The following is a 12,590-nucleotide window of genomic DNA, read 5'->3' on the forward strand; positions in this document are numbered from 1 at the left end:
CCTTCGTTCAGGCGTGGACGCGGGGAAGGGGCTGGGGTCAGAAGCCGCGGATGCGGAAGGCGCGCAGGGCCGGGACGGACAGGACCGCGAAGGCGATGACGGTGATGCCAAGGGCGACCTCGCGGCCGTCGGCCGGGGCGCCGTGCCAGACCATCCAGGCGGTGGCCGCGCCCGTGGCGCCCCAGGCGAGGCGGGCGCCGAACGCCTTGGTGACGAAGGACAGGAGGCCGGTACCGGCGACCGTGAGGATCCAGGCGCCGTACGCGGTCGGCGCGGTGACGGCGAGGCCGGCGGTGTGGCTCTGCAGGTACGTCCAGACCGGGCTGGTGATGGAGGCCAGCAGGCCCGTCCGTCCGCCCGAACCGGCGGGCACCTGGACCCCCGCGACCGCGTTCACGCCGTCGACGGCGGACTCGGCGATCAGGGCCAGGCTCATCACGGCGACGGCCGCCACGGCCAGCAGGACGGTCGCGCCGACCGTGGCCTTGATCCAGGTCGTCGTCTCGTCCCAGCCGTCGCGCAACGCGTTGCGCAGGTCGTCCGCGCGCTCCTCCAGCCACTTCCCGACGACCGGGCGGGCGACGCCGTACCAGCGGCGCAGGGCCGTTCGCAGGCTCTGGGCGAACGAGCCGGTGGCGATGCCCGGCTCGGCCGGGGCGGCCTCGGCGGTGGTCTTGAGGAAGAGGAACGGCGCCGGGATCTCGTTCTGGCGGCCGGTGGAGTCGGTGTGGTCGGTGCTCATCTGGGTTTCGCTCCTGTGGGTGGGTCGGAGATGGAGGTGGTGCGTTATCGGGGTGGGGGTGTGCCGGGCCGGGGGCTACTTCTTCGCCTTCTTGGCCTTCTCCTTGGCCAGGGCCGCCTCGCGCTCCTCGGCGCCCGCGATGATCCGGTCGATCTTTCGCTTCTGGCGGCCGCTGAGGTTGCCGCCGCGGAGGGCAGCGACCAGGACGGTCCCGGCGATCCGGGCGGCCTCGGTGTGGTTGATCGCGTCCTTGTCGGTGATGCGCATCTCGGGCTCCTTCGGGGTGGGTTGGGCGGACGGCGGGTTGCCGGGCGCCGGGGTCAGCGGGTGCAGGCGGGGAAGGTCCGGCCGGGGTCGCACAGCCGGACCGCGGCCGGGTGCTCGGTGATCTCGTGGAACTGGCCGTCGGCGGTGCGGACGGTGAGCCGGCCGCCGTCGCGGGTGATGACCTGGCCGAGGGGCTTGGGGCCGTCGAGCTGGTCGGGGTCCAGGACCGTGATGGCGAAGACCGGGATGCCGATCAGGGCGATGAACGCGGTCCGGGCCGGGCGCGGGAGGGAGGTGAAGTTCAACATCGGTGGCGCTCCTTTCTCGTGCGGTCGAGAGGGGCTGCGGTCCGGTCGTGGACGCCGGCGCCCGGTGCGGAATTACGCGCCGGGAACCAGCGACGGCGGCCGGTTCAGACCTTGAGAGTTCCGAGCCAGTTGAAGAACGCGGCGAGCCATTCGCCGATCTGCGGCCCTATCGAGGAGTCCCGGATGTAGAAGCCGAGGATTCCGGCGATGATCACGTGCCAGACCTTCATGGAGCCCATCTTGATGAGGGCTGCGCAGGCTGCGATGAGGAGAAGGATGATGGAAATGCTGGCCATTTGAATTCACCGTTTCTCGGGGGATTTTGAGACAGGGGTATCCAAGGAGCGTTAAGCAAAGGGGTTTTGATATCGGCGGTGGCGGCCCGGCCCGGTGATATCCGGGCCGCCACACGCTATTCGGCTACTTGCTGGCGACTTCCTTGACGCCCGTGCGGGGGAGGTTTGCCTGCCACCGCTTGAGGTCCTTGGGCCACCAGGCAGGGTAATTCCCGACCTGGAAAGTGCCCGGGATGTCGTCGCCCTCGCGCTTCTTGTAGCGGCTGCGGGCCTTGACGAAGGCGTCCTTCTCCATCTCCAGGAAGGCGGCGGCCGCGTCGTTGCCGACGATCGGCTCCGGCTCCTCCCGGGGCTGGACGAGAGGGATCACGACCCCGTCCGAACCGCCATGGACATCACTCTCAGTGGTGGAGCTGTTTGCGCCGTTACTGTCGGTTTTGTCCATGGACAGTCCATGGACACTTCCCAGGTGATCGCTAGGAGTGGACACTCCTGCCCTCACCATGGACACAGGCTCCGGAAGAGCCTCTGCCTCACGCTGAGCGATCGGCACGTAGGCCGGCGGAGCGACCGGGCTGCGGCCGTTGAGGGCGTACGCCCTGGCCTCGTCCTCGTCGACGAACACCAGCTGGCACACCCGCTCGGACCCGCCGATGACCACGATCGCCCGCCCGTTGTGGCGCGAGCTCTTCGGCCTCGGCGTCGTCGCGACCAGAGAATTCCACGCCTGCGGGGAGAAACGGGCGAGAATCTTTGCACCGTACTGGTCACGCAGTTCCGTACCGCCTGCGGCACGGGCGGTAAGACGCTGGTAGACGGAGATAATGTTCATGTTCGCCTGACGGCCCTTGAAAAGGCTCTTGGCGAGCTGACTGAACACCGGCGGGCGCGCCGGGTCCTTCTTCTCCTTGACGTCCATCCAGGTCTGGTAGGACTCCTCCGCGAAGTCGTTCTGCTCCTCCATTACGAGGAACCAGCGGGGGAAAGTCGCGGACTTATCGGCCTTCTTGATCTGGTAGCGGCGCTCCATTTCCAGCGCGAATCCCGCGATGGCGGCCCACTGCTCCGCAATTTCGGTGTAGATCTCGACCTCGGGAATGCCATCGAGGCAGTCCAGAGAAATCAGCTTCGGGTCGATGATGATGAACTTCTCGGCACCCTTGCGGATCTGCTGAACGATGATGTTCCGCAGAGTGGACGACTTGCCACCACCCGTACCGACCGACAGACCCACGTGCGGGGTCTCGTCCTCGAAGTCCAGGATGATCTTCTCGTTGCGGCTGCCCAGACCCAGCAGGACCTGCGAGTCGTTCAGCCCGTCGATCAGCTCCTGGACCTCGGAGAACAGGACCTTGGCCGGCGGACGCGGCGGGTGCTTGAACGTCACCACGAAGTTCTGGTGGTCCCAGGACGCGTCCCACTCCCCCGGAATCCGGCGGCTGACCAGGTTCTTCAGCCGTGCCTGCTCTCCATCGCCCAGCTCGGCCTCCGGCGGAATCTTGACCGACAGAGCCGCGTCGGCCTCAGCCGCGGCCCGGCGCTCCAGCCACCAGGCCACCAGCTTCAGCGCCCGGAACCAGTCGAGCCAGGCGACCGGCCTGCGGAGCAACTTCACCCAGGCCAGGGAGAGGCGGGCCACCGTCGCTGACGCGTCGATGCGCTCCACCAGCGAGGCCGGCAGCCGGTCCCGGAGCGTGCGGCGAACGAGATCCTCCCCGCCCATCAGGTGCTGCGGGATCGACACCCAGTCCTTGTGCGTCGCGCCGTCCGGGATGTCGTTCAGGATCTTGCGGGCCGCCGCGAAGAACGGCTTCACGACCATCTCGCGGTGGCGCCGGGCGAGCCGACCGCGCCTCCACAGCCACACTGCCATCACGAGGATGACCGCCACCGCGAGGGTGAACAGGCCCTGGTAGTTGGCCCACAGCCACCAGATGCCGCCCACCGCGGCCGCCAGGACGGCCAGGAGGAGCACCTTGGCCCAACGCGGGACCAGGCTCAGCCAGTGCCGCTTGTGGCCCTTCGCCCAGGCTCCGGGCATCCAGGCCGGGGCGTCGGCTGCCTGCATCGGCATCTGCTGGTGCGCTATGGCCTTCGCCAGGCGCCGCTCGCTCCGGCCGGCCCCGCCCTTCACGAGGGCCACGAGCACCAGGGCGCCGACGAGGAGGATCCAGACCGGCATCCTCACTCACCCGCCGCAACGTCGTCACGGAGGCTGATCTCGGCGGCGGAGCCGGTCAGGAGCAGCCCCATCAGCGTCTGCTGCACCTGCTCCGGCTGCTGCACGAACGCCTTCAGGTCGAACACGACCTGCATGGAGCCCTGCACGCCCTGCTCGCGGCCCTGCATCTGCGCCAGAACCTGGGCGAGCGCGCTGCTCTTCCCGCCGTTCGTCACCCCGCCGGGCAGGGCGTGACCCTGCTCGAAGGGGCTGCTCTCACTGCTCTTGCTGTTCTCGTCGTTCCGGCCGGTACTGCCGCTCTGGTCCTGGCCCTGCCGGGCCGCTGCGACAATGTCGTCCACGGTCATCTCCATCCATCTGGTGGGCCGTACCGGTCGGCGGGGATTGCTGCCAGGCTCTTCGCCCGCCGACCGGATCAACCAACTCACTGCGGTTCTGATCAGGTATTTCGCTGCTCTCGTGCTGTCTTGGGGTCCTGCCGTAGCTCTGCTGTACGGCCGAGACCATCACGGAGACCGGACACGCGGTCGAGCCCGCCTGCCGAACCCGCTGCATCCCGGCTGCCACGTCAGTCCCCGGAGGTAGGGCGGAGCTGACGGATGTTGCTCCGCCTCTCCTCCACCTGCTTCTTCGCGACCCGGTACGCCTGCCCCTCGTTCACGCCCTCCCGGCCGTGCAGGGCCAGCCACCGGACGAGCTGCCCGGCCACTGTCGTTCCGGTCACCGAGATCGCGTAGCGGATCGCGTCGCTGTTCTTCGACAGCTCCGGCTCCTGCAACTTGGCAGTGTGCAGGGCCCGCTCCATCTCCTCGCGGCTCAGGACCGGCTCCCGCTCCTGCACCTGCTCCTCCGGCGCCTGCTGCGCCCACACCGTGGCGTCCAGCACCGCATCGGTGTCGTCCGCCTCCGGGCTCGGCGCACCGCCGGGGCTCTTCGGGTCGTCATCGTCGTCCGGACCGTCCTCGCTCTTGCTGGCCTCCTCCAGCAGCTGCTCCAGCGCCTCGTCCACGCCGTCCTTCGACGCGGGGAGGGGGTTGCCCGCCTCCAGCTGGAGAGCCTCGGCCGAGCCGTGCTGGGCGAGGTACGTACGGAACACCTCGAACATCCGCTCCTCGCTGCTGGTCAGCTCCAGCGGCGGAGCGGCCGGCGCGGCGGTGACCTCGGGGACCTCGACCCACGGGGACGGGTGCACCAGCTCCACCAGGGCCGGGGCGTGCGAGGAGACCGCCAGGTCCGCCAGCAGGAGCCGCTTGCGCTCCGGGTTGCCCGCGACATCGGCACGGCGCAGCGTCGCGCGCAGCTTGCTCCGCAGCCGACGGCCCCGCCATCCCTTGAGCTGCTTCTCGTTCAGGCCGCGGTACCGGTCGGCCAGTTCAGCGGCCCGGCTACGGGCCCGCTCCTGGATGAGCTCCTCGGCGTCCTTGTCCTGCTCCGCGATCCCCAGACGGGCCAGGAGCTGCTGCTGGAACCTCCGCATGATCCGTGCTGCGACACCGTTGTTCTCGGTGTTCTCCTCACCGGAGTGCCGCAGCTCGATCCCCATCGCCAGGTGCCACAGGAGCGCGGCGCCCATCGGACCAAGGACGATCCGCCAGGCCGCGCCGGCCGCCGAGTCGGACTCGGAGATCGCGGGGACGGCAAGGAAGGCGGAGAGGACCCAGACCAACGTGCCCGGCAGGCCCGTACGTCGCATCTCCGCGTTGTGCAGGTTCTGCCTCGCCATCAGCGCCAGACCGAACAGCATCACTTCGCCGACCAAGAACAGGCCCGCACGCTCCCAGGTGTTCGAGATGTGCAGGTGCTCACCCGCGAACCGCCAGGCGGTGTTGGCGCCGACGCCCGTCGCACCGAGGGCGCCGATCGTCGACACCATCTGCGCGACCGTCATCCGACCCTGCGTGTAGCGGCGGGTCTTGAACGCCTTGATCCCGGCCTTCGCCCCGACAGCCAGCAGCGCGAGCAGCGCCAGGCCGACCACTGCGGCTCCAATCGCCACGGGCCAGGGGTTCGCATCGGCGAAATCCCCAATCCATCCGGTCATGCCAACTCCTATGTCTCGACTTACGCGTAGCTGTGGAGCAAGAACACTGCATGCTCCCTGCTTCCCCAAAGCTAGCGCATTGCCAGGAGAAATGCATAGAGCTGATGCCAACATCTCTGAAAGGTTGTCTGCATAGTCGTGTGTCTACAGGCTCATGCTGCCTGCTCAACGACGGGATCGACGCGGGAGGGGAGCCTGAGAACCACCGCGTTCCCCTGCCGATCCAGGGCCGCTTCAACCTCGCGCTGCTGCACGGGAAGCAGGCCACCGTGGATGCTGTCGGCCGTGTCTCCGGTGAGTACGGCGAGCGAGAGGCAGCGGTCGCGGACGGAGCAGCCCTGGCACACCTCGCGCTCTTCCTCGGTCTGGACCAGGTCGCGGGCGACCGTGCGGCGGGAACCGATAGCGCCGAGGTACCAGCGTTCGGCGTCGTACCGCCGGCACTGCCCCAGCTCCTCGACTGCGGACTCGAGGTCGGGGAGCGACACGGAGTCGCGGACTGCGGCTACGCGAAGTGCGAGGTGGGCGGCGGTGTCGAGCGTCATCGCGGCGTTCATCTGCGTTCCTTCCGAGCTGTCGTTTTCGATGTGACAACTCAAGCGGGGAAGGCGGACAGGAGGTATCACGCTGCCTTTCGGGTCTGCTTCAACGCGGTCTTCACGTGCGGGTCGCTGCTCGTTGAAATCGCGTGTAGAGACGGCGTGCTGGCGCTGCATCAGCCCTCCTCCCGTGCTCAGCCCGTACCGGCTGTCACCGGTGGTGGATAGGCTGAGCGCTGCCTGTGATCCGTTTGTATCCGCAGTGCAAGGCCGGATGGCAGGTGCGGCATGTGGCCGCTGGGTGCTGGCCACGTGGGCCACATCGGGGAGGACGACGTGGGGCAGCGGCCGAACGAACTGACACCGCACGCGAGCCCACAGCACTACCTGGGCGCGGAAATGCGGTCGTGGCGGAACGAGCGCCGGCTGTCCCTGGCCAAGTTGAAGGCGCGGATCAGGTACGACTACAGCTACATGGCGCGCGCCGAGCGCGGGGAACAGGCCCCCTCGGCGTCGTTAGTCCGCGCGTACGACGACGCCCTGGAGGCCCGCGGCACCCTGGTCCGTCTCCACGAAGCGATCCAGAGCGGCGTGGGACTGGATGTCCTGTCTCGTGGCCATGTGGCCAAAGCGGGGGCCCATGTGGCCAACAGCCCGGCTGGTCTGGCCGAGGAAGCCAGCACACAGGCACCGTCGGAGGAGGGGATTTCCATCCCTTGCCGTACCTCTGACGGAAGGATCATCTTCGTGTCCGTACCTCGAAGGGTATTTCTGGGCGGCCTGGGCGCTGCTGCTGCCACGAGCCTCGTGGGCGCTCCGCTGGCTCAAGCGGCCCCTCGGGCGCCGATGGCGGACCGCAACCCGGTTGAGCACCTCCAGGCAATCCGCCGGGTGCTGATCGACTCCGACAATCTCTTCGGTCCCCACCAGCTCATCCCGAAGGTTCAGGAGCAGATCCACACCATCACCTCGCTCAGGGAAGGCCAGCGCGGGACAGACCGTCGCCAGCTCCTCCAGGTCCAGACCCAGTTCGCGGAGTTGTGCGGCTGGTTCCACCAGGACGCGGGAGATCACCGTGCTGCGCAGTACTGGATGGACCGTGCACTCCAGTGGTCCCACGGGGCCGGGGATCCGGACCTCACCGTCTACATCCTGGCGAGGAAGAGCCAGCTGGCCGGCGACATGCTGGATCCGGTCGAGGCGGTCGACGTGGCGGAAGCAGCGCAGGGCGTGGCCCGCCCGGGGAGTCGGTTGGCGGCCGTCGCGGCGACGTATGCCGCGCACGGGTACGCGCTCCAGGGGGAGGCGGCCGAGTCGTCGCGGGCGTACGACCGTGCACGCGAGCTCCTCCACGCTGTGGATCCCGATCCCTCGTCCAGCTGGGGTGTGTGGCTGGACGACGCCTACATCAGCGTCCAGCAGGCTCGCAGCCAGTCGGCGCTCGGTGACCATCGCGCGGCCGCCGAGGGGTTCCGTACGGCGATCTCCGCGCTGCCTCCGGGGTATCACCGCGACCGCGGGGTGTACCTCTCCCGCGAGGCGCTGGCGCTGGCCGGCACCAGGGACGCCGAGCAGGCCGCCACCGTGGGGCTGGAGGCTCTGGCGATCGGGAGCGAGACGGGATCCGCCCGGATCATGGCGGAGCTGGCTCAGCTCGACAGCGCACTGCAGGGGTGGCACGCGGTCCCGTCGGTCCGCGAGTTCCGGGACTCGCTTGACGCCTGTGTCGTCCACGAGGCGTGACCCGTACCCTCTGCCCCATTACCGCTCTTACCAGGGAGAACCGTTGCCCCGCCCCTATGTCCTCTTGAGTGTCGCCACCTCGGTCGACGGCCATATCGACGACACCAGCGCTGACCGGCTCCTGCTGTCCAACTCCGCGGACTTCGACCGCGTCGACGAAGTACGGGCCCAGTCCGACGCCATCCTGATCGGTGCGGGAACGATGCGTGCCGACAATCCCAGGCTGCTGGTCAACAGTGAGGAGCGCCGCGCGGCCCGAGTCGCGGCGGGCAAATCCGCCTACCCCCTCAAGGTCACGATCAGCGCCTCGGGTGAACTCGACTCGACCCTGAAGTTCTGGCACCACGGGGAAGCGAAGGTTGCCTACACCACCGACGCGGGGGCGGAGAAGCTCCGTGAACGGCTCGCTGGTCTGGCGGATGTGGTCTCTCTCGGCGAGACCGTCGACTTCGGCCGGCTCCTGGACGATCTGGGCGAACGAGGCGTTCAGCGGCTCATGGTTGAGGGCGGGGGTTCCGTCCACACCGCGTTCCTGTCCGCCGGGCTGGTCGACGAGATTCACCTCGCCATCGCTCCGCTCGTCGTCGGTCAGGGCGACGCGCCCTCGTTCCTCAACCCGGCGTCGTACCCGGGCGGCTCCACCCGGCGGATGACGCTCGCCGAGGTGCGGGCGGTCGGCGATGTGGCGCTGCTGCGTTACCTGCCCAAGCAGGAGGGCGGCCAGTGACCGAGCGCGCCTGGACGGACGACGACTTCGAGTGGATGAGGACGGCGATCGAGCTGTCCCACTCCTGCCCGCCCGCCGAGGGTGCTTTCAGCGTCGGTGCGGTCGTCCTCAACGCAGAGGAGGAAGAGGTTGCCCGCGGGTACTCCCGCGAAGGCGGCGACCTGCATGTCCACGCGGAAGAGGCTGCGCTCGCGAAGGTCAGCTCCGCCCAGCTTCGCGGGGGGACGATCTACACGTCGCTGGAGCCATGCACCCAGCGCCGTTCGCGGCCGCTGTCGTGCACGCAGCACATCCTGCGCTCGGGGCTGTCGCGGGTGGTGGTCGCCTGGCGCGAGCCCTCGTACTTTGTCGATGACTGCCAGGGCGTCGAGATGCTGACTGCGGCCGGCCTCACCGTCGTGGAGATTCCCGAGCTGGCCCAGGCCGCCCGCGCCGCGAACGGCCACCTTCCGGGGCTCAAGCCCTGACTGCTTCCTTCGAAGGCCCGGGTCAGTGACCCGGGCCTTCGGCCTGCTCGCCGATTCCCCGCCGATGTGACGGATTCGCGGACTATCGTGCAAGTTGAAGGGGTGCATCCGCGCAGCTCAGGGGCTTTTTCAACGATCGCTTCAACTCGCGGCTGATACCGGACTCTCGTGAGGCGGACCTAGCCTCCGGTTTATGGATACGAACGGCGGGGGTGACGTGGTGGCAAAAGATCATCCGGGATGGGTGCCTGGCACTCTGCGGAAGCATCGCGAGGCCCACGGGCTGACGCTGGAGGGTTCCGGAGAGGAGCTGCGGAAGATTGCGGAGATCGCCCGCCTTCCGATCCAGGCGAACTTCCAGACCGTCTTCAACCACGAGGCGGGCAAGGCGTACCCGAACCCGCACTACCAGCGGGCGTACTGCCTCCTGTACAACGCGGCGCCCTGGGAGCTCCAGTTCCGGAGCAAGCTGCCGCACGAGGAACAGTCCCAGGTTCCGAAGATCACGCCGCACACCGACTCCGTGACGGGCGCGCACGTCCAGGCCGTGGAGTCGGCGCTTCTGCAGATCGCTCCGGGTGGAGAGGTCGACCACCACGGTCTGCGACACCGGATCCTGGATGCCTGGCGCCGACGCCACACGGGCGGCGACCCGCACCGCCCTCATCTGGTGCTGGTCGGCGGCTACGCGGGGAGCGGGAAGAGTGAGCTCGCGGAGTTCATCTCGTACCTGACCGGCTGGCCTCGGCTCGACAAGGACTCCTTGACCCGGCCGCTGGTCGAGGCCCTCCTGGTGGCTCACGGCGGCGATCCTCACGACAGGCACACGCCGCTGTACTTGGAGAAGGCGCGGGATGCCGAGTACCAGTGCCTGATGGAGACCGCGGCCGACAACATCCGCGCCGGGATCAGCACCGTGCTCGATGCGCCGTTCCTGCGCGAGTTCTCCGACCCGGCCTGGATGCAACGGCTGATCAACAGGTGCAAGTCCCAGGGCGCCGAGGTCGCCGTGATCTGGGTGAAGTGCGATCACGAAAGCATGCGCGAGTACATCACGTTCCGCAGCGCAGCCCGCGACAGCTGGAAGCTGGGCAACTGGGACGACTACATCAAGGGCGTCGACGTGGACTTCGCTCCGAAGGTGGACCACTTCGTCGTCGACAACCGCCTCGGCTCCGCGGTGAGCCTCACGGACCAGGCCAAGCTCGCCATCGGACGGATGTACTCATGACCGCTCTGCCTCCCGCCGTGATCCTCTACGGGCCGCCGGCCGCCGGGAAGGACACCATCACTCGTGCGCTCGCCGAGCTCGATGCCGACTTCGCCCAGTTCCAGCGGCTCAAGGTCGGCAGTGGCAAGACCGACGGCTACCGGATGGGCAGCGCCGAGGACCTTGCAAAGCTGGAGAAGGACGGCAAGGTCATCTACTCCAACAGCCGCTACGGCAACGTCTACGTAGTCGACCAGCCCGGCCTGGACAAGATGGTGGCCGCCGGCCTGACCCCTGTACTGCACCTGGGGCAGATCGAAGGCGTCCAAGCCGTGATCGACGCCTACCCCGCGGACTGGACGACCGTCCTCCTGTGGTGCACCCGCGAAGAGACCAGGACCCGTTCGGCCGGTCGGGGTGACTCCGACACCGAGGCCCGGCTCCGAGCCTGGCAGGCCACCCAGAACGACGTGGAAGCCCATCCGGACCAGGTCTGGGACCTGACCGTGCAGACCGGCGACCATTCCCCCGCCGAGGCCGCACAGCTGATCAGCGAGCACGTACGCGCTGCGTTTCCCGCGGGAAACGACTCCTAGCCCGGCAGCCGGCGCAGCTGCTCCAGCGCCCCCGCCAGATCCATACGGCCGTCGTCCTTCGCCTGCTCCCAGCGGGCCAGGGCGGCGGCCGCGGCGCGCAGCATCTCGTCCGGCAGTCCGGCGTCGCGCAGCATGTCGGCGGCCTCGAGGAGCTCTGGGCCCCACCGCCAGGCCCTGGCAGCTGTCTTGGGGATGTAGTCGACCTCGTTCAGGTACGAACCCGGCCGCTTCCCCCCAATAGCGAGCAGTTCTTCGTCAACTCCGTGGTCGACGGCAAGGCCGTAGGAGACGGCAGCCAGCACGCGGGATGCCTTCTGGTAGGCGGAGTAGGACAGCTTCAGCGCGGAGGCTTGCCCAATCCGAGGCCCCAGGAGGTGGGGGTGGACGTCGGTTCCGGTGAACAGGTCGGCAACCGCGTCGATCGAGTTCTGGCCTGAGAGGTAAAGCGTCGGGCGCTTGCCGCCGGTAGGCGGGGAGCCGACGATCCCTCCGTCGACAACCACGGACGCGGGGAGGAGGTCAGCGATGCGCGCGGTCCGCTGCGGTGTGATGGCGTTCGCCTCCACCCAGATGCCTGCGTAGCCCTGTGCTGTACGGGCCAGTTCCTCGGCTGCGGCGGGCGGGCAAATACTCAGCACCACCGCAGCGTCGGTCAGGAGCTGCGGCAGGTCTGCCGCCTTGAGCCCATTCCTGGCTGCGCGCTCGGCGCTCTCCGGGGAGCGGCCTTCCGGGCACCACAGCACCTGATGGCCGGCGCGGACGAGCTGGCCACCGACAGCCGCGCCCATCGAGCCCGGGTGGAGAAGACCGATCGTGGTCACAGGGAGCCTTCAATCATCAGGATGTGGATGGCGTCGGCGACGGAGTCGACGCTGTGGTGCGCGGCTGGCAGGTGCCGCGGCCACGGGCGGCCACGTACCCAGATGGTGCGCAGCCCTGCCTGATGAGCTCCGGCGATGTCGCCCTCAGGGTTGTCTCCCACCATCCAGGCTTCGCCTGGACGATCGGTGCCGCAGAGGGCGAGCGCGGACTGGAACGCCTTCGGGTCGGGCTTCCGCGCGCCGATCTCCTCCGAGATGGCTACGGCGTCGACCACGTCAGCCAGCCCGGCCGCCTTGATTTTGGCCCTCTGGATGTCGCCCGCACCGTTGGTCAGGATGCCCACCACCCATCCGGCGACGCGCAGCTGCTTCACGCCGTCAATGACATCTGGCCGCTGGGTGACACCGGCCGCCATGCCCTGGACGTAGTCGGCCCAGAGCATCTCAGTGGGTTCGGCCAGCGGAAGTTCTTGGCGCAGCGCTTCGAAGGTGGCGGGGTAGGCCCGGTCACGCAACGCGTCGACGAGGTGTTCCTCAGTCGGTGCGTCCAGGCCGCGGCTGCGGGCGAAGGCGTTGGCCCACGCGGTCAGCGTCCCCTGTCGGTCGATGAGGGTGTTGTCGAGGTCGAAAAGGGCGATCGTCACGGAAGTC

The 12,590-nt window shown here is 68.5% G+C and carries 15 protein-coding genes; 5 read left to right on the forward strand and 10 right to left on the reverse strand.

From position 1 onward, the window contains the following. Positions 1–37: 37 nt before the first annotated feature. The 8 genes from AB4039_RS18990 to AB4039_RS19025 form a co-directional block, all read right to left on the reverse strand. Positions 38–742, reverse strand: coding sequence for a hypothetical protein (locus tag AB4039_RS18990; RefSeq protein ID WP_442271264.1), 705 nt, complete (start codon positions 740–742; stop codon positions 38–40). A 75-nt stretch (positions 743–817) separates the two neighbouring features. Further along, positions 818–1,009 carry a hypothetical protein gene (locus tag AB4039_RS18995; RefSeq protein WP_351824219.1) on the reverse strand — a complete coding sequence of 64 codons (192 nt, stop codon included), beginning with the start codon at positions 1,007–1,009 and terminating at the stop codon, positions 818–820. Positions 1,010–1,062: 53 nt separating this feature from the next. After that, on the reverse strand, positions 1,063–1,317 hold the full coding sequence (locus tag AB4039_RS19000) for a hypothetical protein (protein WP_442271265.1): 255 nt from the start codon (positions 1,315–1,317) through the stop codon (positions 1,063–1,065). A gap of 104 nt (positions 1,318–1,421) precedes the next feature. Continuing rightward, entirely contained in the window at positions 1,422–1,613 is a 192-nt protein-coding gene (locus AB4039_RS19005) for a hypothetical protein (RefSeq protein ID WP_136216825.1), read from the reverse strand. 124 nt (positions 1,614–1,737) lie between these two features. Next, positions 1,738–3,756, reverse strand: a complete 2,019-nt coding sequence (locus tag AB4039_RS19010; RefSeq protein WP_442271266.1) for an FtsK/SpoIIIE domain-containing protein — start codon at positions 3,754–3,756, stop codon at positions 1,738–1,740. A 41-nt stretch (positions 3,757–3,797) separates the two neighbouring features. Continuing rightward, positions 3,798–4,136: a hypothetical protein gene (locus tag AB4039_RS19015; protein WP_442271267.1), complete on the reverse strand. Its 339-nt coding sequence runs from the start codon at positions 4,134–4,136 to the stop codon at positions 3,798–3,800. 227 nt (positions 4,137–4,363) lie between these two features. Then, positions 4,364–5,836, reverse strand: coding sequence for a hypothetical protein (locus AB4039_RS19020; RefSeq protein WP_442271268.1), 1,473 nt, complete (start codon positions 5,834–5,836; stop codon positions 4,364–4,366). A gap of 152 nt (positions 5,837–5,988) precedes the next feature. Then, complete coding sequence (locus AB4039_RS19025; RefSeq protein ID WP_442271269.1) at positions 5,989–6,552, reverse strand: WhiB family transcriptional regulator; 564 nt, start codon at positions 6,550–6,552, stop codon at positions 5,989–5,991. Positions 6,553–6,687: 135 nt separating this feature from the next. Between AB4039_RS19025 and AB4039_RS19030 the strand changes: the two genes are divergently transcribed. From AB4039_RS19030 to AB4039_RS19050, 5 genes are all read left to right on the forward strand, one after another. After that, positions 6,688–8,118: a helix-turn-helix domain-containing protein gene (locus tag AB4039_RS19030; protein ID WP_442271270.1), complete on the forward strand. Its 1,431-nt coding sequence runs from the start codon at positions 6,688–6,690 to the stop codon at positions 8,116–8,118. A gap of 64 nt (positions 8,119–8,182) precedes the next feature. Then, positions 8,183–8,845: a RibD family protein gene (locus AB4039_RS19035; protein ID WP_442271271.1), complete on the forward strand. Its 663-nt coding sequence runs from the start codon at positions 8,183–8,185 to the stop codon at positions 8,843–8,845. Then, on the forward strand, positions 8,842–9,312 hold the full coding sequence (locus AB4039_RS19040; RefSeq protein ID WP_442271272.1) for a dCMP deaminase: 471 nt from the start codon (positions 8,842–8,844) through the stop codon (positions 9,310–9,312). Before AB4039_RS19035 ends, AB4039_RS19040 begins: the two co-directional genes overlap by 4 nt. Before the next feature lie 244 nt (positions 9,313–9,556). After that, positions 9,557–10,543 (forward strand): AAA family ATPase, encoded by a 987-nt coding sequence (locus AB4039_RS19045; RefSeq protein ID WP_442271273.1) that lies wholly within the window; start codon positions 9,557–9,559, stop codon positions 10,541–10,543. Next, positions 10,540–11,118, forward strand: coding sequence for a phosphotransferase-like protein (locus tag AB4039_RS19050; RefSeq protein WP_442271274.1), 579 nt, complete (start codon positions 10,540–10,542; stop codon positions 11,116–11,118). The genes AB4039_RS19045 and AB4039_RS19050 overlap by 4 nt, the downstream gene beginning before the upstream one ends. On the opposite strand, the gene AB4039_RS19055 is transcribed toward AB4039_RS19050, so the two are convergent. Together AB4039_RS19055 and AB4039_RS19060 are read right to left on the reverse strand one after the other, a co-directional pair. Continuing rightward, positions 11,115–11,939: a DUF1932 domain-containing protein gene (locus AB4039_RS19055; protein WP_442271275.1), complete on the reverse strand. Its 825-nt coding sequence runs from the start codon at positions 11,937–11,939 to the stop codon at positions 11,115–11,117. The two genes, AB4039_RS19050 and AB4039_RS19055, sit on opposite strands and share 4 nt — an antisense overlap. Beyond that, positions 11,936–12,583, reverse strand: coding sequence for an HAD family hydrolase (locus tag AB4039_RS19060; protein ID WP_442271276.1), 648 nt, complete (start codon positions 12,581–12,583; stop codon positions 11,936–11,938). The genes AB4039_RS19055 and AB4039_RS19060 overlap by 4 nt, the downstream gene beginning before the upstream one ends. Between the last annotated feature and the right edge of the window lie 7 nt (positions 12,584–12,590).

The sequence above is a fragment of the Streptomyces sp. M-16 genome, assembly GCF_052114405.1.
Taxonomy (GTDB): domain Bacteria; phylum Actinomycetota; class Actinomycetes; order Streptomycetales; family Streptomycetaceae; genus Streptomyces.